We start from the raw sequence: 22,695 nt of genomic DNA, 5'->3' as shown, positions 1-22,695 counted from the left end.
TCTTTGTGGTTCAAGGCAGTAAACCAATTATGCGCACATTAGTAACGAAGCTGCCGTTTCTCAAGCTCCGCGCACTGGATTTCGCGGTTAATTCCGAACGACGCACAATGTGCAGTAGATGGGTTACACCCAGATCGGATCAGGCGGTCATCTCGCGATGCCGCTCCACCGCTTCTTTCACGTCGTCGTAATAAGTCAGGCGGCCGTTATCCAGAATACACGCCGCGTCGCACACCCGAGAGATGACGCGCAGGTTGTGCGTCACCAAAAGCGCCCCGCTGTTCTCCATCCGGTCACGGAACACGTGCATGCTTTTCTTGCGAAAAGACGCATCCCCCACCGAGGTCACTTCGTCTACCAGATAGACGTCAAACTTGATGCCCATGGACAGCCCAAAAGCCAGACGGGACCGCATGCCCGAAGAATAGGTACGCACGGGCAGATAGAATTGCGGCCCCAGCTCGGCGAAATCTTCGACATATTCGCGCAGCTCTTCGGTATCGACTCCGTAAATCCGCGCCAGAAACTTGGTGTTCTGTGCGCCCGTCAAATCCTTGTGGAAACTGCCCGCAAAGCCGACAGGCCAGCTGACCGTGCCGTCAATCTCGATGCTGCCACTGTCTTGACGCATCGTGCCAGCGACCATCCGTAACAGGCTGGATTTTCCGGCCCCGTTGCGCCCCAGCAGTCCAACGACCATACCCGATTTAAAATCAACCGAGATATTGTCAGCCACTACCGTGGTTTGCCCCTGCAGATGATACGCTTTGCGCAGATTTCGGATTCGGATCATGCAGCAACCCTATCGTCTGTCGCGGACCGAGTAGTAAACCATGGTTGCCACCACCCAGATACCGACCAGGAAGGCCGCCAGCGTCGCCAGAATGATCAGGCGCTGCGGATATTCCGGGGTCTCGGCCAGTGTTGGCTCGATGTAGGCCGCAAGATAGCGCGACTTCCGCGCGGCTTCGGCTGTGGCCAAATCCAGCGATCCCAACGCGGACAGATAGGCCTGTTCGGCGAATTGCTTGTCGACCGACAGGCGTTCGAAGTCACCAATCAGGTCGGCGTAAGACCCGTTGACCGAGCCGTCAGTATTGCTGAACCGTGCACGTTCATCGGCCAGACGCTGCTGGATCACATCCACACGGCGACGCGCTTGAATCAAGCGGGGATCCCCTTCGCGCGCTGTCTGCATCAGGATGTCCAAATCAATCTGAGCCGCCGCCAGCTGGTTCTGCATCGAGTTCAATAGACCCATGCGCCCTACGATGTCGGCCTCGGGGTCGATGATCTGAGTTTCAAGCCGGAATTTCTGGATCGCTGCACGTGCCGTTCTAAGACGCTCGACGGCATTCTCAAGCTCACTGCGAGCATAGCTGGTGGCATCTTCGCGCGCGACGGTTGTCAGCTTATTGATCATGTCGGTGCTCTCATCATAGATCGCATCCGCAACGGCCTTGGCGTCTTCCGGGGCAAAGGCAGTGACGCGCACCTCGATCAGGCCCGAGCCGCTGTCATAGAAAACTTTCACAACCCGGCCCCAGAATTTCTGAAGCCCCTCAATGGTCGCATCGGGATCGAGACCAAAGATCGGGTCCGAGGGCATGTGGTACATGGTACGCAGGTCAAGCCGCTCATCCACCAGCCGGACGATGCGCTGGCTTTGAATGAACTCGAACAGAACATCCGTATCGGTACCGCTGGACGATCCCGCCAGTTCGGTGATGCCGCCCAACATCTCGACCGGAGACGCACTGTCTTCCGCTCGGACCGAGAACCCAAGATACGAGGCATATTGATCTTTGGCGATCACATAAAGATACACCGTCGCCACCAAGAGCGGCGCCAAAACGCCCAACAGGAACAAGGTGCGGATCATGTTGTGCCGTTTTTGAGGGCGGGCCGGTTGGGCCGGCGGGCGCGGCGGAGGCAGAACCTTGCCACCCTTTTCTTCTTCGCCCCAGCCGTCATCGTCCAGCTCGTCCTGTTCGGCATGCGCGACCTGCGCATCCTTTCGGCGTTTGGCCTTGAGATTGGACTTAGGCTTGGGATCAGGCGCTTCAGAAGACTGGGTCATAGGCTATCCACGGCAAAACATTTTGCAAACTATATGCATTAGAGGCAGTTATCGGATACCTCTTAGGACGAATCAACTCGATATTGCCCGCATGACAGCATCACGCACAGCAGATCCTACACGCTTCAAGATGGGGCGCACAGTCGTCGCGTTGATGCTGCGCGAGATGTCATCGACCTATGGGCGCTCAAACGGGGGATACCTCTGGGCCTTGGTCGAACCAATCAGCGGTATCGCTTTCTTGACCATCGTCTTTTCCCTTGCGCTGCGGTCACCGTCGATCGGGGACAGTTTTGCCCTGTACTATGCGACCGGGATGCTTCCGCTGGGCCTGTTTCGCGAACTCAGCGCCAAGACCGCGATGGCAATCAACTTCTCGAAAGCTCTATTGGGGTACCCGCGAGTCACATTCGTCGACGCCATTCTGGCGCGCGCCATCCTGAACAGCCTCACAAGTATCCTGATCAGCGTCATGCTGATCGGCGGAATGGTGCTGATCAACCCCTCATTTGTGTTCCTGAACATCCCGGAAATGGGGCTGTCGTTCTTGATGTCAATTGCGTTGGGGGTCGGCATTGGAACACTGAACTGCTTCCTGTTCTGGCGGTTTGACTGGTGGCAACAGCTGTGGAAAGTGCTGATGCGTCCGTTGTTCATCGTCTCGGGCGTCTTATACAACTTCGATGATCTTCCCGCCTTCGCTCAGGATATCCTGTGGTGGAACCCGATGGTCCATGTGGTCGGCCAGATGCGTATGGGGGTCTACGCCACGTACGAGCCCGACTATATCTCGTGCATCTTTGTTTTTGCTGTATCGCTTGCAGCCCTGTCGTTGGGGCTGACACTGCTGAACCGGTATCATGACGATATCATGTATAAATAGACCATGCGCCTGCACCCATCTGTGTCTCGGGTTGGCTGGAAACCGAAAATCAACGCGACGCCCAACACGTGCCTGCATCGCACCCGCCAAGGCAGAAGGCCTACACGCGCCTCCAATTCTTGTAAGACCCCCCTCTGCCCCCTATAAATTGCGCGACGCAGAGAAGGTGCATCATGAAAGTCTCGATCTACTCCGCCTATCACAAGCTTTCTCCGCGGGTTTCGTCGAAAAGCATCAAGCCAATCCACGTTGGGGCAGATCTGGCCAGCGCCCCTTTGACGGACATGCTGGCGGACAACACGGGCGACCACATTTCCGGTAAGAACGGATCCTATTGCGAACTGACGGCGCTGTATTGGGCGTGGAAGAATGACCGGGACAGCGACTTCGTCGGGCTGATGCACTATCGCCGGCTCTTGGATGTGGCGGGCGATTGCGACAGCACCCGGGCCGAGACTTTCGTCGGGGCGCTGGACATCGACGACTGGACCGCGCGAACCGAGGCGTGGATCGAGACAGAGCTGGGCAACTGGGACATCGCGCTACCACGCCTCCACAAGATGCCTGTCAGTATCGAGAAGAACTTTCTGGATGCCCACCACGCAGAAGATTTCGACAAGATGCGCGCGGTGATCGCGACAGATCACCCCGCCTATCTGGGCGCGTTCGACACCACGGCCAGCTCAAAGACCTTGCGCCTCGGCAATATCGCCGTGATGCGCCGCGACATCTTTGACCGCTACTGCGCCTGGCTGTTTGATATCCTTGGGAAGGTCGAAGCTGCGGACATCGACCGGTCGAATTACAGCCCCTATCAGGCGCGCTATATTGGCTTCCTGGCCGAACGCCTGCTGACCGTCTTCATCTTGCACGAACAGACCACCAACCCGACGCTGCGGATCCGTGAAACAACAATTCTGAATCTGTCACAAGCGGCTGTGTCCCCCTATTTGACCCGACAAGACGCGCCCGCAGACGACGTGGTCAATATCGCGATTGCCGCGGATCGGGCGTACCTGCCGCATGCTGCAACCATGATGCAGTCGCTTCTGACACAGGCCAACCCGAAGCGCCCCATTGTGCTGTTTTTCCTGTATTCGGACATCAGCACCGAGGAGATCGAGATCTTTGGCCGCTGGCTGAAATCCCAGCGCCAAAATGTCGAATTGCACGCCATCAACGCTGGCAACTACTTCAGTGACGTCAAGCGCTCGCTGCATCGGGTGTCGTCGAATGCGACCTTCTATCGCTTCCTGCTGTTCCTGCTGCTACCTGGGTTGGACCGGCTGCTCTATCTGGATGTCGACACCATTCTGAACGCAGATGTTTGTGATCTGTATGATGCCGATATGGGGGACGCCAAGGTCGGCGCCGTGCCGGACTGGATCATGACACGCACCTTAACCGGCCCGATTGGGACCTCGGTCCTGAATGTGCCCGACCTGTCTGCCTATCTGCGCGAGCGGCTGCAGCTGTCAGACGCGCAGATGGGGCGGTACTTCAATGTGGGCGTCTTGTTGATGAATTTCAAAGCCATGGGCGATCTGAAAGCGCTGGGCGAGAAGCTGATCCACGAGGCGCAGACCCAGCAGTATTTGTTTCAGGACCAAGACATTCTGAACAAAGAGTTCAAGGACGACCTTCACCTTCTGGACGCACGCTGGAATGTCTTCAACTCGGTCGATGCAAGCTATGCCAAGGTGCCGCAAGCGAACCATGCCAAAGCGATGGCCGCGCGGCGCGATCCGTGGCTTGTTCACTTTGCAGACAGCAATTTCAAACCGTGGCGTAGCCGGGTCGTGCCGCACGCTGATCTGTACTGGAGAGCGCTGGTGAACACGCCTTACTTTGGCGAAGTGACAACAAATCTTCTCGCAGAGCGCCGCAAAAGCCAGACCCTAAAGAAAAGCATCATCGACACCGGCCAGAAGATCGCACAGCGCTACCCGGCCCTTAATCGCCCGCTTTTGATGGTCTATGGCCTGCTTCGCCGGATCTGGAAGGATTGAGCTCTCATTCTCGAGCACAGGCAAGAGCATTGACATGCCTTGTTGTGAAAGGGGAAAACCCCCAGGAACGGTATGTCACCCGGCACAAGATCAAGGTTCAGTAGATGCACGACACCCCCGGCCCGAAGGAACGCTTGGTTGCCGTAGTTGTGACATATAACCGGCTTGAGAAGCTGAAGCTGACCCTGTCGAACCTGCTGCAGAACACACCCGCCGGGCTGGACCGGATCGTGGTGGTGAACAATGCCAGCACCGATGGGACCGAGGACTGGCTGGTGACGCAAGATGATCCCCGACTGGACATTCTGAACAGCGCGACCAATCGCGGCGGTGCCGGAGGGTTCGAACAAGGGCTGCGCCATGCCCTGACCCAGCATAAGGCCGACTGGTACGTGGTGATGGATGACGATGCATGGCCCGAACCGGGGATGCTGGATCAGTTCATGGCCACCCCGCGCCCCGATGATACGGCGGTCGCGGCGGCGGTCTATTACCCCGATGGTCGCATTTGCGAGATGAACCGCCCGTCCGTAAATCCGTTCTGGTCCCCCCGCACATTCCTGCGCACGCTGGTAAAGCGGCGTGACGGCTATCACATCCCGCCCAGCGCATACGAGGCCAGCGCCCCCACCCCGATCGACCTGACGTCCTTCGTTGGACTGTTCATTTCGAAGCGGATGCTCGACACGGTGGGACTGCCCGATCCGGGGTTGTTCATCTACGGCGATGACGTGATCTATACGTTGGGCCTTCGCAAACGCGGGTTCGAGATCAGCTTCGATCCATCAATACGTTTCGTCCATGACTGCGCGACCTTCCAGACGGACGGGAAAAAGACCTATCGACCGCTATGGAAAGTCTATTACGCCTATCGCAACGGTCTGATCATGTATCGCCGCGCGGCGGGCATCCTGTTTTGGGTGCTACTGCCCTTGTTGTTGGTCGCATGGAAGCGGGCGGCAAACCGCTATGGCACGGACAAAGCCACCTATGAAGCGCTGCGCAAAGCTGCCGTGTCGGACGGGTTGGCACGCCGAACCGCGCGCAGCCATGCTGACATTCTGGAACTGGCAAAACGCTAAGCGCCTGCTTTAGGGATCAACGGCAAAGACCGGCATCTCGACGCCATCAGCCACGGACCTGCGGAACATGTCGGCAGTGTCCAGCGCCTCGCGGATGGTGACGTCCATATCCAGATAGCGATAGGTACCCAGTCGCCCCACGAAGGTCACACCGGTGGTCGTCTTGGCCAGCTCGACATAGTCGGCCAACAGCGCTTTTTCGTCGACCTGACGGATCGGGTAATACGGGATGTCGTCCGGCCCACAGGCGCGCGAGAATTCGCGGTAGCAGACGGATCCGTCGTGCTGTTCCCACGGGCTGAAATGCTTGTGCTCGGTGATGCGGGTGTAGGGCACGTCCTCTTCCCCATAGTTCATCACCGCACAACCCTGATAGTCGCCATCATAGGTGAACCGTTCGAAGTCGAGCGTGCGATAGCCCAGACGGCCCAGCTCGAAATCAAAGAACCCGTCCAGCGGGCCGGAATAGAATACGTGGTCATACTGATCTGCCTGATTGCGGGTAAAACGCGTGTTCAGGTGCACCGTAATTGACGGGTGATCCAGGATCTTCTCGATCATCTTGGTATAGCCATCCTCTGGCATACCCTGGAATTTATGGAAGAAATAGTTGTCGTCGTAGTTGAAGCGCACCGGCAGGCGCTTCAGGATGCTCGCGGGCAGCTCGGATGGCTGCATGCCCCACTGCTTGATCGTATAGCCCTTGAAGAACGACTCGTAGAGGTCCTTGCCGACGAAGCGAAGCGCCTGTTCTTCAAACGTCTTGGGATCCTCGATCGAGGTGTCCGCCTGTTCAGTGGTGATGAATTCCAACGCTTCATCCGGGCGCATCGAGCAGCCAAAGAACTGGTTGATCGTGTGCAGGTTGATCGGCAGCGAAAACACCGTTCCCTTCGCGGTCGTCTTCACGCGGTTCTTGAAGGGCCGGAAAGTGGTGTGACGGTTCACATAGTCCCAAACCTGCTCGTCGTCGGTGTGGAAGATATGCGGGCCATAGACATGGACCATGACCCCCGTGCCCGTATCCCGTTCGGTATGACAATTGCCGGCGATGTGATCCCGGCTTTCGACGATGGTGACTTGATGCCCATCCTCTGCCAGCTCGCGCCCGATGACGGCACCGCTGAGGCCTGCTCCGACAAGTAAGATGTTCATCGCGATCTCCGACGTGAAATTCCCTGCGTTGTTCCATACCGCGGTTTTTTTAGCAAACAGGAATGGACAGGTGTGGTTGCTTTCAGCCGACCACTCAGCGCCACGTAAGAGCCAAAGCCCGGCGATCAGAGCCAGTGAGACATTCAATTAGAACAAGAACCAAGGCAACGCCATGGCGTGCAATGGCGGCGCAGAACAGTGTGGGGCCGCAGCCATTAGGAAGTCATTAATATTCAATTGCTTACAATTCCTAAACAAACTCCTGACAAGAAATAAACAGTCGTTAACCCCCAGCCACCACACTCGAAGAGCGCTTCATGCGCATGGGTGAAATCGAGGGTGGTTGGGGTGACCAAGTTTAGTTTCGCTGGCACCAGCTCGGGTGCCAGTCAGCTATATGAATCGGGCATTACGGATCTAAAGATCGTCTGGCAGGATGGCCAGGCGCATCTTGTGTCGATCAGCGCCTCCGCCAACGGGTCCATGATCCAAACCATCGGCGCGGGTGGTACGCTGACGCTGTCTGATCAGGTTTGGACCGGAGGGGGTGCGGTATCATCGTCCGTCCCTGTCCTCGAAACAGTCACGCACGAAGGCGCAACCGTCTTGATGGCCTTTGGTCAAAGCGACTGGGCCATTGCTGGACTAACGCTTGACCCAGGCGCGGCATTGTCAACTCCGGTATCGTATCAATGGGGCCCAAACGGGGTGGGGCTGCTGACGGCCCTGCATGCGACAGTCATCGACGGCGAGACACACATCTACGCCGCCAGCATCACCGGCGAAGGCTTCTACCACTATACGCTTGATGGCACGAACACCTTCATCCTGCAGGGCAATCACAGCCAGCCGGCATCTCTGTCCGAGCCGGATGTGGTCGACATCGAAACCATCGATTTCGGAACACATCAGGTTCTGATCACGGCCTCGTCCGCGGGGGATGGCATTGCAAGCTATACGCTGGACGCGGCGGGCACACCCACACTGGTGTCCGAACATTCTGCTGGCACAGTGCTGCCAGTTGGCACGCCAACCAAGCTGGCAACCGGGATGGTCGGCGGTCAAAGCTTTGTCATCATGGCCAGCGCAGGCAGCTCGTCCTTGACCGTATTTGCCGTCGACGCGACAGGCACGCTGACCCCGACGGATCACGTCATCGACAACAAGTTCACGCGCTTCTCGGATGTAACCGAACTGACCACGGTCGAGCACGATGGACGCCTGTATGTCATCGCGGGTGGTTCTGATGATGGGCTATCCCTGTTCACGCTGCTGCCTGACGGCACGCTGGTCCACCTGGACACCGTCTGGGACACGAATACGACCGCCCTTCAGAACGTCGCCGCCCTTGAGGCGGCTGTCGTGAATGGTCAGATCGTTGTCTTCGCGACCAGCGAGACCGAGCTTGGGATCACCCAATACACGATCGACCCCGACCCAGCGGGTGTGACGCTGACGGGCGGCATCTCGGGTGACACATTGACCGGAGGCGCTGACAGCGACGTCATACTAGGCGGTTTTGGCGACGACACGTTGGCTGGCGCAGGTGGTGCCGACATGCTTAGCGACGGCGCGGGCGCAGATACGCTTACGGGTGGGGCTGGTGCGGACCTGTTCATCCTGTGTGACGACGGCAATCTGGATACGATTACGGATTTCGATCCAACCGAGGATTCGCTGGATCTCAGCGGGTATCACATGCTGTATGATGCCAGCCAGATTCAGGTCACCTCGACCGCCTGGGGTGCCATCCTGACCTATCAAGACGAGGTTCTGCACGTCTATCGTGCGGGTGGTGGGGCGCTGGATGCCTCGCATTTCCAAACCGCAGACACATTGAAGCTGGACCGCCCCCCGAACGGGTTCTCCTATTTCCCTGCAACCATAGACGGCACCGCGTCTGACGACACGCTCGAAGGCAATGCGGGTTCAGATACGCTGTATGGGCAAGAAGGGAACGACATGCTGATGTGGTCGGGCGGTGGTGATCTGTTCAATGGCGGCGCAGGGATCGACACTGTTTGTTATTCCGGGGCCGACACAGGCGTTCAGGTCAACCTGGCCACCGGCGAGACAAGCTTGGCAGCCCAGGGCGACCAGTTTGATTCAATCGAAAATCTGATTGGCTCTGACTTTGACGACGTGCTGATCGGGGATGCGGGCAACAACGAACTGACCGGAGGCGCCGGGAACGACATTCTGATGGGCGGCAATGGTGATGATACTCTGGATGGCGGCGACGGCAATGACAGGCTGATCGGGGGCGCAGGGGCAGATGCATTCTTTGGCGGCGACGGTGACGACATCGTCGACTACAGCGACGAAACAGATGGGTTTATCTTCGATTTCGCCACGGGCCAACGCACCGGGTCAGCCGCCTTAGACAGTTTCGTTTCCATTGAAGGTGTCATAGGCGGATCCGGCGCGGATACGCTGACCGGAGCGGCCGGGGACGACGTTCTGGAAGGCGGCGCCGGGGGCGACAGGATCGATGGTGGCGCCGGGGATGACAGGTTGATCGGGGGCGACGGCAACGATGTTCTTTTGGCCAGCGATGGGGCAGATCTTTTTGACGGCTCTGCAGGGGTCGACATGGTCGACATGCGTGCCAACACCTCTGGTGCGACGGTTGATCTGGTGGCGGGTACCGGGGCAGGTAGCATGGTCGGCGATCAGTTCATCAGCATCGAGAATTTGGTGGGTACGGAATTTGATGACCTGCTTGTCGGGAATGACGCAGACAACCGTCTGGTCGGGCGCAATGGCGCTGACATCCTGACCGGAGGAGGAGGCGATGACCGGCTGCTTGGAGGCGTTGGCGCAGACCAATTGAATGGCGGCACGGGCGACGACCGGATCATTGGCCACAATGGTCGGGACACTCTGAATGGCGGCGATGGGCGTGATATTCTGCGCGGTGGCTTAGGACTGGACGAACTGGACGGCGGCGCTGGAAACGATGGTTTGTATGGCGGCGGCGGGCAGGACACGTTCCTGTTCAACGCCGGTGTAGACCGCATTCGCGACTTCGATCCCGCAGATGATACAATCATGTTTGACAGTGCGCTGTGGGGCGGCGGTACCTTATCCCAGAGCGAAATTCTGAGCTACGCAACGGCTATGTCAGATCGGGTAGTGTTTGATTTTGGTGACGGAGACAGGCTGATCGTTTTCGGTGTCACTGACTTGTCGCAACTCGAGGATACGATTGGTTTCTACTAAGGGGATATCTGCATAAGTCTGCGACGCAACGCACGCCCAGGAGCGGCCCCGTTAAGGATTTTCGCCAATCACTTGGACGGAAACGACCTTTTCGCGGAGAGCCCCATGAGCCAGTCCCCCATTCTGTCCCTACCCCTGATCCAGCCATCACAGGCGCAAAAACACGTCACCCACAACGAAGCGCTTCGGGTGTTGGACATGTTGGTCCAGCTGACGGTCCAAAGTGCCGATGGAACGGTGCCACCCGCCTCGCCAGCCGAGGGGGACCGCCACATCATCGCGAGCGGGGCAACGGGCGATTGGGCCGGGCAGGATCACAACATTGCCCTTCTGGAAAACGGTGTCTGGCAGTTCTTCGTGCCGCTGGAAGGTTGGCGGGCGGATGTCCTGACTACCACGCAACAAATGCGGTTCGATGGCGGCGTCTGGGCCGCGGTGACCCCCGACACCAACAATCTGGACCTTGTGGGCGTCAACACCAACGCAGATACAACCAACCGGCTTGCTGTGTCCTCGGACGCGACGCTTCTGACCCATGCGGGCAGCTCGCATCAGCTGAAGGTCAACAAGGCCAGCAGCGGCGACACGGGCTCTCTTCTGTTTCAGACCAACTGGTCGGGACGCGCGGAAATGGGGCTGGCGGGGAATGATGACTTCTCGATCAAGACCAGTGCAGATGGGTCGATCTGGAACAGCGCGGTGGTGGCCACCGGTGGCGGAGACGTCGGGATCGGCAAAACTCCGGACGCCAAGCTGGACGTGGACGGAGTGATGAAGCTGACCCCGGTTCTGACAGCAGATCTGCCCGCTGCGGCGACCATTGGCGCAGGCGGGATCGCCTTTGTGTCGGACGCGACCGGAGGCGCCCAACTGGCCTATAGCGATGGCGCGGCATGGCTGAAAGTGGCAGATGGCACGGCGCTGTAGTCCCTAACGCCCCGTTGATCACTGCCCGCGAATACGGGCAGCACGACGTCCTGGCAGCGGCACCAGTTTTGCCGCTGTCAGATACAGCACATACAGATCCAGCATCATCGACTTATTCTGGTGATAGATCATGTCCAAACGTGCCTTTCGCGGGATACAGCGACGAAGATAGACATCTTCCGCTTCCGCCTGCGAGTTGCACTCGGCCAACATCTTTTCTTCATGCGCGTGAAACATGATCGAGGCCATTCCGGTGATGCCGGGACGGTCCAAAAGCACCTGCTGATAAATTTCGGGACAGGCGGCAACATAGCGCGGTTCGGGCGGGCGCGGGCCAACGAAGCTCATCTCGCCTTTCATCACGTTCAGCAGTTGCGGAAGCTCATCCAGACGATGGTCGCGAAGGTACCGGCCCAACTTGGTGATCCGCCCCCTTTTATGCCCGCCGGTGATCCCCACGTTTTCATGTGCAGGGGCAGTCCGCATTGTGCGGATTTTCATCAGGTCGAACTCTTGGTCAAATGCCGTGTTACGACGTGAACGATAAATGAACGGGCGCCCATCTTTGGCAAGCACCACGACGTACAGAAGCACCAGAGCGGGAATCACCGGCACAAGAAGCACAAGTGCCAATACGATGTCGAAAACCCGCTTCAACCTTTGCCCGTTCCTTGCCTGCCCCCCTGCTACAGGAAGGGCGTCTTAGTCATGCCATTCTCCGGTGCCGAACCCACGACGTCCAACGGCACAATAGGCCGAGAACCCCGCACGTTTCGCATCCAATGGCGAATAGATGTTGCGCAGATCGGCCATGGCTGCCGTGTTCATCCCTTCGGCCAGACGTTTCAAGTCCAGCGCTCGGAACTCATTCCACTCGGTCAGAAGCACTACCGCATCCGCATTCTCGGCAGCCTTATACGCATCTTCGAACCAATGTGCACCCGGCAAAAGCGCTTCGCCCTCGGCAAGGCCTTGCGGGTCGACGACGCGGACGGTTGCCCCTCCGCCAATCAAAGCCGGAACGATGGTTAAACTGGGGGCATCGCGCATGTCGTCGGTGTTGGGTTTGAAAGTGACACCCAGTACGACAATGGTCTTCCCCGAGACCGAGCCACCGCACATATCGACCACTTTGTCGATCATCCGACGTTTGGCATGGTCATTCACGTTGATAACGGTTTCGGTGATTTGCATCGCCATGCCGTTTTCCTGACCAATGCGGGCCAGCGCCTTGGTATCCTTCGGGAAACAGCTTCCGCCATATCCCGGACCTGCGTGCAGGAACTTGTTGCCGATACGGCCATCCAGCCCGATGCCTTTCGAAACCTGCTTCACATCCGCATCTACGCGCTCACAAAGCGCGGCAATTTCGTTCATAAAGGTGATCTTGGTCGCCAGAAATGCGTTGGCGGCATATTTGATCATCTCGGCGCTTTCCAGATCGGTCGTGACGATCGGGAAATCACGCAGGAAAAGCGGGCGATAGATCTCGGCCATAACTTGCGCAGCGCGGTCGTTCTCAACGCCCACCACCACGCGATCAGGCCGCATGAAGTCATCAATCGCGGCACCTTCACGCAGGAATTCCGGGTTCGATGCCACATCGAAATCCAGATCCGGATTGGCCTTCTCGATCACCTCGGCAACGCGGCGGTTGGTGCCGACGGGCACCGTCGATTTTGTCACGACCACGGCATAGTGATCCAGCGAATCAGCGATTTCTTCAGCCGCTGCAAAAACATAGGTCAGATCCGCATGGCCGTCGCCACGTCGCGTGGGCGTACCAACAGCAATAAAGACAGCACCAGCCCCTGAAACGGCTTCTTTCAAGTCTTCCGTGAAGGTCAGGCGCCCGGCCTGAACGTTCTTCGCCATCAAATCTTCCAACCCGGGCTCGTAAATCGGAACCTTGCCCGCTTCGAGCATCCGGATCTTGCGCGGATCCTTGTCGACGCAAACGACTTCATGTCCAAAATCAGAAAAACAAACCCCCGATACGAGCCCAACATAGCCCGTTCCAATCATTGCGATTTTCATCGGTCATTACTCTCATGTATTTAATAAAACTGTATAACTTTGGTGCGGGAAACACCGCTGCAAGTCAATGGACAGCGCCATATAATTGCCAAGAAATGGCCTCGCATTCCTCTACCATTTATTGAACAATAGAGTTCAGGATCCGTCATTACCACTCAGATCGGAGACAGAAATGTTGCGCCCCTTGTTGCCCGTCATGCTAGTCGCATGCCTTGCTGTATTCCTGTCGCCTGCCACCGCGCAGGCCAAATGCTCTGTTCAACGCGTTGCAGGTGAAGAAAAATCCATATCCTACAAACAGTTGAACCAAGCCATCTTGGATGCTGCGATCTTGGCGCAAGTAAACTTTCATCGGTGCAAACACGGCCTGCCAAAGCTGACCGCGGCAAGCGGCTTGCGCAAGCAGGCCAGCAAACATTCGAAGTGGATGGCGAAGTCCGGCAAGCTGAGTCACCAGGCATCCAGCGGGACAACACGCAGTCTGAAGGGACGGCTGAAGTCGTCAGGCCTGAAGTATAAAACGGGCGCTGAAAACATCGGCGTCATGCGTCTGTACAATATCGACAACCGACAGTTTTTGATTCGATCTTCCGGGAAATGCGTGTTCACAACGCCATCAGGCCAGCCCATCGGGCGGCACAGCTATCGCAGCCTGGCCACGCTAGCCGTGCGCGAATGGATGGAATCACCTGGCCACCGCAGGAATATTCTGCGACGGAATCTGCGTCATACCGGTGCGGGGGCTGGGGTTCGCCCAAACTCGCAATACTGTGGTGCGGTATTCCTTACCCAGATCTTTTCGGGGTAGAATTCGGGTATTGCAACCGTGCCACATCGGCCAATCTTTGCCACCCTCAGGGCACCGATCCGCAGTTCATCCTTCCAAAACCACCCCTTGTATGCGACATATTCGGTTGACGGCTCGCTAAAGTAGTGTGGCCTGCTTACCAATTATGGAGTATGAAACATGAAAAAAGTCATGACCCTTGCCGCAGCTGGCATGATCGCTCTGACCGCCCCCGCTTTTGCTGGCGGCTACAGCGACCCGATCGTTGAAGACGTTGTTGTTGTTGAAGAAGCTGCAAGCTCGATCGGCAACACCGGTATGGCACTGCTGGGCCTGGCTCTGATCGCCGGCATCATCATTGCTTCGGATTCGGACAACTCGACTCCGGCACCCTAATACGCTGCTTTTAACAAAGCAGTTGACCGAGACGGCAGGCCCTTGGGCTTGCCGTTTTGCGTTTGGGCAGAGGTCCATCTATCCGCACGCTCTGCTCGAGGGTGACATCGGATTGAAAGCATATGGTATAAATTGGCCACACAACCGATGTGCCTCCAGAACTTCAGCCTTCCCTAAAGACCTCTCGTATGCGAAAAACATAATGACGGCGCGCTAAAGTAGCGCTGCCCGCTTATTTATGGAGTATGAAACATGAAAAAAGTCATGACCCTTGCCGCTGCTGGCATGATCGCTCTGACCGCCCCCGCTTTTGCTGGCGGCTACAGCGACCCGATCGTTGAAGACGTTGTTGTTGTTGAAGAAGCTGCAAGCTCGATCGGCAACACCGGCATGGCACTGCTGGGCCTGGCTCTGATCGCCGGCATCATCATTGCTTCGGATTCGGACGAAAGCGTACCGAACTAATTCGACTGCTTTCAACAAGGCACTCGATTGAAACGGCAGGCCCTTGGGCTTGCCGTTTTGCGTTTGGGCAGAGGTCCATCTGCCTTCGCACTCGGTTCGAGGGTGACACCGGATTGAGGGCGTAGAGTACATATTAGCCACACAGCCGAAGTGCTGTCCCAATTTCAGCCTTCCAAAACCACCTCTTCTGTGCGAAATACCAAGAGAAGGCTCGCTAAAGTAGTGAAGCCCGTTTGTTTTTTATGGAGTATGAAACATGAAAAAAGTCATGACCCTTGCCGCAGCTGGCATGATCGCTCTGACCGCCCCCGCTTTTGCTGGCGGCTACAGCGACCCGATCGTTGATGACGTCGTTGTTGTTGAAGAAGCTGCAAGCTCGATCGGCAACACCGGTATGGCACTGCTGGGCCTGGCTCTGATCGCCGGCATCATCATTGCTTCGGATTCGGACGAATCCATCCAATAAGTTTCAACTGCTTTCACCAAAGCAATTGACCGAGACGGCAGGCCATCGGGCTTGCCGTTTTGTGTTGGAGGTGCTGAGAAACTACAGACGCAGGTTCTGAATGGCCAAGCTGCCGATGCGCTGCCCGACCCATTGGCTGGATTTCAGCACGCGACCGGCATCATCAACCCAGTAAGCATTGCTGAACGCAATCTGATCCCTGCGGCAGGTTTCCTTCAGAATGACAGCGTCCTCATCAATCTCGCCCAAGGTCACCTTTTCGGTCCCGGCGCGTCGTAGCGTACAGCTCAGCCGCAGCTCGGTCGTCTGCCCCAGATCACCCAGATAGTAGTGAAGACGCGTGTACTCGGTTTCGGTCCGGGACGTGATCGCCGACACGGCGGCATCGATGCGTGAAGACATCAGGTCATCGCCCAAGCCGCGCGTATTGGTCATAACACCCCGGTTATAGGTGATCCCCTGCCCCGGCGCACTGCCCCAGGTCACGTGATTGCCATTGGTCCCGACTGGGTTCATTGCCAGCACGGCTTTGGTATCCAGACGAACGACGATGGCAATTGGGCCATCCGTCGCCGCCAGAGCCTTTGAGATCAGAGCATTGGGATCAGCGGCTGCTGCGGATTGCACAGCAGCAGCGCCCCCACCGGGCTTCGCCCCCCCCACCTTCGAGGTAATACTGCCAGTTGTCCGCTTCAGAACACCCAGTGCCACATTGGACATTTCGGTTTCCTGCGCATCCGACCCGCAGGCCGCCAGACCCGCGGCTGCGCACAGCGCGAAACCTGCCACTCGCAGCGGCTTTGTCAGATGAAATCCCAACACGGTTACCTCCAGAATCTGCCCCAGCGGCCTGCATAGGCATCGGCATGGCCTTCATCGACCCAGTCAAACAAGCGGCCATCGACCTGCAGGCGCGCACCGCCATCGCGGTCAAGCGAGCGTAGCTCGGCGGCAGATTCGCTTTTCGAGGGGCTGCCAAGCGCCCATTCAAGCGGGATCGAAATGCGGATCCCTTTGTCAAACGAGCCTTCGCCGAAATCTTCGGCCGAAACGTTGGTCTTCGTGAAATACCCCCCGACCTTCCAGCCATTAGCAAAGGTCCGGTCAACCGAAACGGTCGCGCCATAGTCCCCGGCCAGATAGCGGCCCGCATCTACGCGGGTCGAGAAGCCATTTCCAAAATCATAGTAGGCCGAGACATGACCGGTGACGACATCGTAGTCCTGAAAACCAAAGAGCTGGTCGAAATTGCGCTGCTTGACCCAAGCAAGCTCGCCCCCGATGGCCAGTCGGCTGTCCACGGGTTTCCACAGAACTTCTGCCGCAACGCCGCCAAACATCTGTTCAAGATACCCAACGGTCACGCGGCTATACAGGTTCTTTCCGGGTCGTCCGTACCATGATGCGGTCAGATGCTCGATCGCGGGATCGCCTTCTTGTGCGTAAAGCGCGCCATCGGTGCGTACATGAGGCAGAACGGAACTGTTGGTGGTCGAGGCATCCCCCAAGTCACCCCAGATGCTTTTCTGAAGTGCGCCCGACAGGATGAAATTCGGAGCGACCTCGTACTTCCCGCTCAGTCGCAGTCCCACGTCGCCGCGAATTGGGCTGGAGGGATCAAAGAAACTGAGTGTCACATAGGGGGCCAGCGCCCAGGTAAAGCGCGTATCATAGTTCGGCAGTTCCGCGTTCTTCACTGCGACGGGCGTGGCTTCGTCAATGGTGACGCGTGCGAACAGGTCGTTGGCGGGCGCGTGCTCCAGCCGTTCGATGTCGCTGCGGCGCAGGGTCACTGTCGACAACGGGATGCCATTCTCGGTGACGGTGATCTTAAAGGTCTCAACCGAAGGCGGCGTGGCGTGGGTCAGAACGCGTACCGTGCGGCCGACAGCCTGCGGCTGCGAGTTAAAGCGCTTGTTTTCGATCTTCACTTCGGCCCGCGTGGCCGTCAGCGCCAAAGCTTTCAGGCGAATGCCCTCTTTGCCAAGCGCGTCCGAGACGACCCTCTTGATGCCCGCGTGATCTTCCGGATTGCTCACCCAGTCCGTGCTCCACGCAGCCGAGTCGGCGCGTGACGGGCGCGGCTTGACCGGCAGAGGTGCTTTTTCGCTTCCCGAGTATACTGGCGGCTTTCGAGGGTTCATGGTGAATGTCAGACCAGCGCCGAACATACTGCCTGCGATATAAGACGCATTCAGGTGACCCGTCTTTGAGAACCGATAGTCGATGCCAAAGTTGAAGGGTGAATTATATTCCATCGTCCCGCGGTTCGTTTCCTGCACGAACGCGTCCGACGAATACTCTGCCTTGACGGTCAGCCTATCGTTTACTTTGTAGCTCAGGCCACCAAAGGGGGCGAAATCACCACGGAACCATTGGCTGGCATTCAGAGTTCCACCTTCACCCGCATCCCAAGGCGGACGAGTGCCACCGGTATTTCCGATCGGGTTGTGCGAGGCCAGACGCCCCCAGCCCAGACCACCGTGAACCCGCAGCCTGTCGCCGATACTTTTCGTCGCGACGATGTATTCGCTGGCGTAGATGCCCGTACCGATGAAATCGCGCAAACCAACCGAGATGGCCGGCAGGTACTTCGATTCATTCAAAATGCGATATTGCAGGTCAAAGCTACGGTCGAAGAAGTCCTGACCGATCAATGGGCCGCTGTTCCAGAAACTATCCAGCTTCGTATAGCGGAAGGTGCCCGACAGGCGGGGCAGAATCTGGAAGGTCAGCGCGCCGTTCGAATTCGGGCCAAATTGCGAATAAGAAAACGCCAGCTCGCTGTCTGCGGCGACCTCGGCCGTGGGCATCAGGATCAGGCCCGGCGTCCCGAACATCGTATAGCTTGAGGTCTCGGTCCCGACCTGTGCCTGAGCAGGCGTTGCTGCCGTGGCCAGCAGGCCAAGCGCTGCGTACTTGATGAAATCCACCCGTGCAGTAGTCACCGCAGTCTCCGTCTAATATCTTTTCAGTCTCATTACGTGATCCGCGCGTTCAACGCACGCAAAACATCGCCATTAGGGCGGTTTGCGGTGGATTGTCGCGCAATTGCACAAGTTCCCTTGCGTCGGCTTAGCGCGTGTAACGTCACGTTACCAGTCCGATTGCAAAACCTGCGTCCTATAGTTCGAAAAACAACGTCAAATCGGAGCCCCCCATGAGCCTGTTTTCGCCCTCGGCCAGCTGGATCAGCGACGAACATCGCATGTTCGCAGACATGACCAACCGCTTCTTCGCGGACGAGCTTTCCCCCAACATCGAACGCTGGGTCGATCAGGGTATTGTCGACCGTGAGTTTTGGCACACAGCCGGACAGGCGGGGATCATGGGCGGCGCGATTCCTGAAGAACATGGTGGCGCAGGTGGCGACATGGGCTTTGAAAGCGTGGTGATCTATGAACAGACCCGCACCGGCGATTGCGGCTGGGGCTACGGCATTCAGTCGATCGTTACCCATTACATCACCGCCTATGGCACGGACGAACAAAAGGCGCGTTGGCTGCCCGGTCTGGCCTCGGGCGAGATCGTGGGCGCGATCGCGATGACCGAGCCGGGCACAGGGTCCGATCTTCAAGCCGTCAAAACGCGGGCCGAGAAGGACGGCAACCAGTACAAGATCAACGGATCAAAAATCTTCATCACCAATGGCCAGGCCGCCGATCTGATCATCACAGTCTGCAAGACGGATCCAAGCGCGGGCGGAAAAGGCGTGTCACTGATCGTGGTCGAACCCGATCAATGCGAGGGCTTCCAGCGCGGCACGAACCTGAAAAAGCTGGGCATGAAGGCGAATGACACGTCCGAGCTGTTTTATGAGGACGTGAAAGTTCCGCTGACGAACCTTCTGGGCTCGGAAGAAGGTCAGGGCTTCTATCAATTGATGCGCCAGCTTCCGTGGGAACGTCTGCTGATCGCCATTCAGGCGCTTGGTGCGATTGATTTCGCGCTGGAGCAGACCATCGCCTATACGCAGGACCGCAAAGCCTTCGGGCAGCGCGTGATGGATTTCCAGAACACGCGTTTCAAACTGGCCGAGTGCAAAACCAAAGCCGAGGTGCTGCGCAGTTTCGTCAACGACTGCATCGCGCAGCTGATCGCGGGAACGCTGGATGCGCCTACGGCCTCGATGGCGAAATACTGGGGCACCGAGGTCCAGAACGAAATCATGCATGAATGCCTGCAGCTGTTCGGCGGCTATGGCTATATGATGGAGTACCCCATCGCGCGGCTCTATGCGGATGCGCGGGTGCAAATGATCTATGGCGGAACGAACGAGATCATGAAGGAATTGATCGCCCGGTCGATTGACGTGTAAGCACGGGGTGCCCGCCGCGTTGCGCCGGGCGCACTTTCGGTGGCTCACACTGTGAGCCTGAAGGGGCTCTGCCCCTCGCCCGTGCCGGGCTCACCCCGGGATATTTGAGCCAAGAAAATGCAGTCATGCGAAGGAGCACGGCATGAGCAAAGAGAAGCCTCTTTCAGGGTTAAAGGTTATTGAAATCCAAGGACTTGGCCCCACCCCTTTCGCGGCCATGTGGCTGGCGGATATGGGGGCGGATGTGGTGCGCATTCAGCGTCCGAACCTGAAGGCGCTGATCCCGCAAAAGGTGGATGTTCTGAGCCGCGGGCGCGGCTTTGTCGAGCTGGACCTGAAGTCAGACGCTGACCGGGCCGTTGCGCATGACCTGATCTCCCGCGCCGACATGTTGATCGAAGGCATGCGCCCAGGCGTGATGGAGCGTCTGGGCCTGGGGCCCGGTGATTTCCCGGACAACCCCGCGCTGGTCTATGGCCGCATGACGGGCTGGGGCCAAAGCGGCCCGCTGGCCCATGCGGCGGGGCATGACATCAACTATATCGCCATCTCTGGCGCGCTGCATGCAATTGGCGGAGATCATCCGGTGCCGCCCTTGAACCTTCTGGGCGATTTCGGCGGGGGCGGCATGTATCTGGTGGCGGGAATGCTGGCAGCGCTTCATGCGGCGAAGACCACCGGCCGTGGGCAAGTAGTGGACGCGGCCATCACCGATGGCACTGCACATCTGATGGCGATGATCTATTCGCTTTACGGGTCCGGCATCTGGGCCGATCAGCGAGAAGCCAACCTTCTGGACGGCGGAGCGCCATTCTATACCGTCTATGAATGCGCTTGTGGCGGCCACATGACGGTGGGTGCGTTGGAAGCCAAGTTCTATGCAGAGTTCCTGGAGCGGATCGGGCTTGCGGATGCCGGTCTACCGGCACAGCACGACGTCGACGGGTGGCCCAGACTGCGCACGGCCTTTGCCAAGCGCTTCAAGGAAAAGACCCGCGATGCATGGGCCGAGCTGCTGGAAGGCACCGATGCCTGCTGTGCCCCTGTCCTGTCGCTGGCCGAGGCGCCGGACCATCCCCACAACGCCGCCCGCGGCAGCTTTGCCACGATCAACGGGGTGGCGCAGCCAAGCCCTGCGCCGCAGATGTCTGACAGCGCCCTGCACGCCGAAGCCGGAGAGGAACAGCGCCCGCAAGATGTCGCCTTGGTTCTGTCCCGCTGGGCCGGTTCAGCAAAATAAGGGCGGGCGCGAAGGCAGGGCGCGCTTCTGCGAAAAAGTGGAAAAACTTCGACTTTCGCCCTTGCAAACCCCCGGCGGTCCAGTTACATCCCCGCCTACCGCGCTCTGGTAGCTCAGCTGGATAGAGTACTTGACTACGAATCAAGGGGTCGGGGGTTCGAATCCTCCCCAGAGCGCCATTTTCCTCTCCAGCTAAAACTGATGGCTATGCCGTCTACATGACAGCTCTGCTGGCGGCCTTTGATCGTCTTCAAAGCTGCGCTATAGCTGACGTTATGAACGAACAGTCACCTTGGTACCGCGCATCCATGATCGTCTCTGAGGCGAGCGACACATGACACCCCTTTGCGTCAACGCACTCCGCCGGTCGGCTCGTCAGATTTTCCTGAAAGCAGTCGAGGCCGCCGATCCCGCACGCGCCGTCCGAAATGCGCTGAACCAGTCACCATTTCCGCCCCCCGGACCAAATGGGCAGTACTATGTCGTCAGCATCGGCAAAGCCGCACCTGCCATGATGCGCGAGGCGTTGCGGCACATTGATGGCGAATACCAAGCGCTGTGCGTCACCCATCCCGAGAATGAGGAACAGATCGACGGCGCAACCTGCCTGCACGGCGCGCATCCGGTGCCGAATGAGAACAGTCTGGCAGCAGGGCAGGCCGTGAAGGATCTGCTGGCGCAAGCTGGGGCGGATGACCAGGTGATCGCCCTGATCTCGGGCGGAGGATCGGCGCTGATGGCGCTGCCCGCAGACCGCATCTCGATCGAGGACAAGGGGAAGGTCAGCGCACTTTTGCTGGGGGTGGGCATCGATATCACCCAAATGAACCTTGTGCGGCAACAGCTGAGCCAATTGAAAGGCGGTGGCATGTTGCGGGTTGCAAGCCCCGCGCCAGTCACAGCCTATATACTGTCGGATGTGATCGGCGATGACCTACGGGCGATTGCCAGCGGCCCCACCGTGGCCCCCATCGGCACGCGGGACAATGCCCGCGCAATCTGCAAAGCGGCGGGGGTGTGGTCGGATTTGCCCGCGTCGGTCCAGAAACACCTGTCGCAATCCGGTGCACCTGACGACGTGCCGCAAACCGCCCAGAACCACTTGATCGGATCGAACCGCCACAGCCTTCACGCCGCCGTGCTCGAGGCTCAGAGCGTTGGCGCGGTACAGATCATCTCGGACATGTTGACCGGGGATGTGCGGGACGCGGCAACCACCCTTCTGGACGCGGCCGAGACTGCGCCCGCTGGCACCTTGACCGTGCTTCTAGCGGGCGGAGAAACCACCGTCCAGCTGACAGGAACGGGTCGCGGTGGACGCAATCAGGAACTTGCCCTTCACGTCGCAATGGGCGCGGCAAAGCGTGGGTTGCACGGCGATTGGGTCTTCCTAAGTGGCGGAACAGACGGACGCGACGGGCCGACCGACGCGGCGGGTGGCATCGTGGACGCAGACAGCCTTGGCCGGATGATTGACGCCGGAACAGACCCCGCAGCCCTTCTGCACAACAACGACAGCTACGCCGCGCTTCAAGCCTCGGGCGATCTGTTGATGACCGGCGCGACGGGCACCAATGTCGCTGACATCCAGTGCTTCCTAATCGCTAAGTCCTAGGCCGATAGCCGGA

Annotated in this window: 19 protein-coding genes and 1 tRNA gene; 13 read left to right on the top strand and 7 right to left on the bottom strand. The window is 58.3% G+C overall.

Translation table 11 applies throughout. From position 1 onward, the window contains the following. Positions 1 to 139: 139 nt before the first annotated feature. A complete protein-coding gene (locus MWU53_RS11095) occupies positions 140 to 793 on the bottom strand; it encodes an ABC transporter ATP-binding protein (RefSeq protein WP_247093295.1) in 654 nt (217 codons plus the stop codon). Between the two features lie 9 nt (positions 794 to 802). After that, positions 803 to 2,080 (bottom strand): sugar transporter, encoded by a 1,278-nt coding sequence (locus MWU53_RS11090; protein WP_247093293.1) that lies wholly within the window; start codon positions 2,078 to 2,080, stop codon positions 803 to 805. A 91-nt stretch (positions 2,081 to 2,171) separates the two neighbouring features. Here MWU53_RS11090 and MWU53_RS11085 point away from each other — a divergent pair, with 91 nt between their 5' ends. From MWU53_RS11085 to MWU53_RS11075, 3 genes are all read left to right on the top strand, one after another. Continuing rightward, positions 2,172 to 2,963, top strand: coding sequence for an ABC transporter permease (locus MWU53_RS11085; protein WP_247093291.1), 792 nt, complete (start codon positions 2,172 to 2,174; stop codon positions 2,961 to 2,963). 173 nt (positions 2,964 to 3,136) lie between these two features. After that, positions 3,137 to 4,972 carry a DUF4422 domain-containing protein gene (locus tag MWU53_RS11080; protein ID WP_247093289.1) on the top strand — a complete coding sequence of 612 codons (1,836 nt, stop codon included), beginning with the start codon at positions 3,137 to 3,139 and terminating at the stop codon, positions 4,970 to 4,972. 104 nt (positions 4,973 to 5,076) lie between these two features. Beyond that, positions 5,077 to 6,054: a glycosyltransferase gene (locus tag MWU53_RS11075; protein ID WP_247093287.1), complete on the top strand. Its 978-nt coding sequence runs from the start codon at positions 5,077 to 5,079 to the stop codon at positions 6,052 to 6,054. Between the two features lie 9 nt (positions 6,055 to 6,063). On the opposite strand, the gene glf is transcribed toward MWU53_RS11075, so the two are convergent. Then, complete coding sequence (gene glf / locus MWU53_RS11070) at positions 6,064 to 7,209, bottom strand: UDP-galactopyranose mutase (protein ID WP_247093285.1); 1,146 nt, start codon at positions 7,207 to 7,209, stop codon at positions 6,064 to 6,066. A gap of 348 nt (positions 7,210 to 7,557) precedes the next feature. On the opposite strand from glf, the gene MWU53_RS11065 reads away from it, so the two are divergent. Together MWU53_RS11065 and MWU53_RS11060 are read left to right on the top strand one after the other, a co-directional pair. Beyond that, the gene (locus MWU53_RS11065; protein ID WP_247093283.1) at positions 7,558 to 10,431 is read left to right on the top strand and encodes a hypothetical protein; all 2,874 of its coding nucleotides are present in this window, start codon (positions 7,558 to 7,560) and stop codon (positions 10,429 to 10,431) included. A gap of 105 nt (positions 10,432 to 10,536) precedes the next feature. Beyond that, positions 10,537 to 11,358, top strand: a complete 822-nt coding sequence (locus MWU53_RS11060) for a DUF2793 domain-containing protein (RefSeq protein WP_247093281.1) — start codon at positions 10,537 to 10,539, stop codon at positions 11,356 to 11,358. A gap of 18 nt (positions 11,359 to 11,376) precedes the next feature. Here MWU53_RS11060 and MWU53_RS11055 read toward each other — a convergent pair whose 3' ends face one another. Continuing rightward, positions 11,377 to 12,015 carry a sugar transferase gene (locus MWU53_RS11055; RefSeq protein ID WP_281501380.1) on the bottom strand — a complete coding sequence of 213 codons (639 nt, stop codon included), beginning with the start codon at positions 12,013 to 12,015 and terminating at the stop codon, positions 11,377 to 11,379. 45 nt (positions 12,016 to 12,060) lie between these two features. Continuing rightward, positions 12,061 to 13,395 (bottom strand): UDP-glucose/GDP-mannose dehydrogenase family protein, encoded by a 1,335-nt coding sequence (locus MWU53_RS11050; protein ID WP_247093279.1) that lies wholly within the window; start codon positions 13,393 to 13,395, stop codon positions 12,061 to 12,063. A gap of 172 nt (positions 13,396 to 13,567) precedes the next feature. On the opposite strand from MWU53_RS11050, the gene MWU53_RS11045 reads away from it, so the two are divergent. The 4 genes from MWU53_RS11045 (at position 13,568) to MWU53_RS11030 (ending at position 15,509) form a co-directional block, all read left to right on the top strand. Continuing rightward, positions 13,568 to 14,203 (top strand): CAP domain-containing protein, encoded by a 636-nt coding sequence (locus MWU53_RS11045; RefSeq protein ID WP_247093277.1) that lies wholly within the window; start codon positions 13,568 to 13,570, stop codon positions 14,201 to 14,203. A gap of 159 nt (positions 14,204 to 14,362) precedes the next feature. Beyond that, on the top strand, positions 14,363 to 14,578 hold the full coding sequence (locus MWU53_RS11040; RefSeq protein ID WP_247093276.1) for a hypothetical protein: 216 nt from the start codon (positions 14,363 to 14,365) through the stop codon (positions 14,576 to 14,578). 252 nt (positions 14,579 to 14,830) lie between these two features. Continuing rightward, a complete protein-coding gene (locus MWU53_RS11035; protein WP_247093274.1) occupies positions 14,831 to 15,043 on the top strand; it encodes a hypothetical protein in 213 nt (70 codons plus the stop codon). 256 nt (positions 15,044 to 15,299) lie between these two features. After that, on the top strand, positions 15,300 to 15,509 hold the full coding sequence (locus MWU53_RS11030; protein ID WP_247093273.1) for a hypothetical protein: 210 nt from the start codon (positions 15,300 to 15,302) through the stop codon (positions 15,507 to 15,509). 81 nt (positions 15,510 to 15,590) lie between these two features. Here the strand turns inward: MWU53_RS11030 and MWU53_RS11025 are convergent, their stop codons facing one another. Both MWU53_RS11025 and MWU53_RS11020 read right to left on the bottom strand, forming a co-directional pair. After that, positions 15,591 to 16,331: a YjbF family lipoprotein gene (locus tag MWU53_RS11025; protein ID WP_247093271.1), complete on the bottom strand. Its 741-nt coding sequence runs from the start codon at positions 16,329 to 16,331 to the stop codon at positions 15,591 to 15,593. Positions 16,332 to 16,333: 2 nt separating this feature from the next. Continuing rightward, positions 16,334 to 18,457, bottom strand: a complete 2,124-nt coding sequence (locus MWU53_RS11020) for a YjbH domain-containing protein (protein ID WP_247093269.1) — start codon at positions 18,455 to 18,457, stop codon at positions 16,334 to 16,336. A 212-nt stretch (positions 18,458 to 18,669) separates the two neighbouring features. Here MWU53_RS11020 and MWU53_RS11015 point away from each other — a divergent pair, with 212 nt between their 5' ends. The 4 genes from MWU53_RS11015 (at position 18,670) to MWU53_RS11000 (ending at position 22,682) form a co-directional block, all read left to right on the top strand. Then, positions 18,670 to 19,827, top strand: a complete 1,158-nt coding sequence (locus tag MWU53_RS11015) for an acyl-CoA dehydrogenase family protein (protein WP_247093267.1) — start codon at positions 18,670 to 18,672, stop codon at positions 19,825 to 19,827. 142 nt (positions 19,828 to 19,969) lie between these two features. Beyond that, positions 19,970 to 21,067, top strand: coding sequence for a CaiB/BaiF CoA-transferase family protein (locus tag MWU53_RS11010; RefSeq protein WP_247093265.1), 1,098 nt, complete (start codon positions 19,970 to 19,972; stop codon positions 21,065 to 21,067). 102 nt (positions 21,068 to 21,169) lie between these two features. Continuing rightward, positions 21,170 to 21,246, top strand: a tRNA-Arg gene (locus tag MWU53_RS11005). Between the two features lie 155 nt (positions 21,247 to 21,401). Beyond that, on the top strand, positions 21,402 to 22,682 hold the full coding sequence (locus tag MWU53_RS11000) for a DUF4147 domain-containing protein (protein WP_247093263.1): 1,281 nt from the start codon (positions 21,402 to 21,404) through the stop codon (positions 22,680 to 22,682). The last annotated feature ends 13 nt before the right edge of the window (positions 22,683 to 22,695 follow it).

This window comes from Aliiroseovarius sp. S1123, from assembly GCF_023015885.1.
GTDB lineage: Bacteria > Pseudomonadota > Alphaproteobacteria > Rhodobacterales > Rhodobacteraceae > Aliiroseovarius.
The sequence above is the reverse complement of the archived record's forward strand: the minus strand, read 5'-3'. Positions and strand labels throughout refer to the sequence as shown.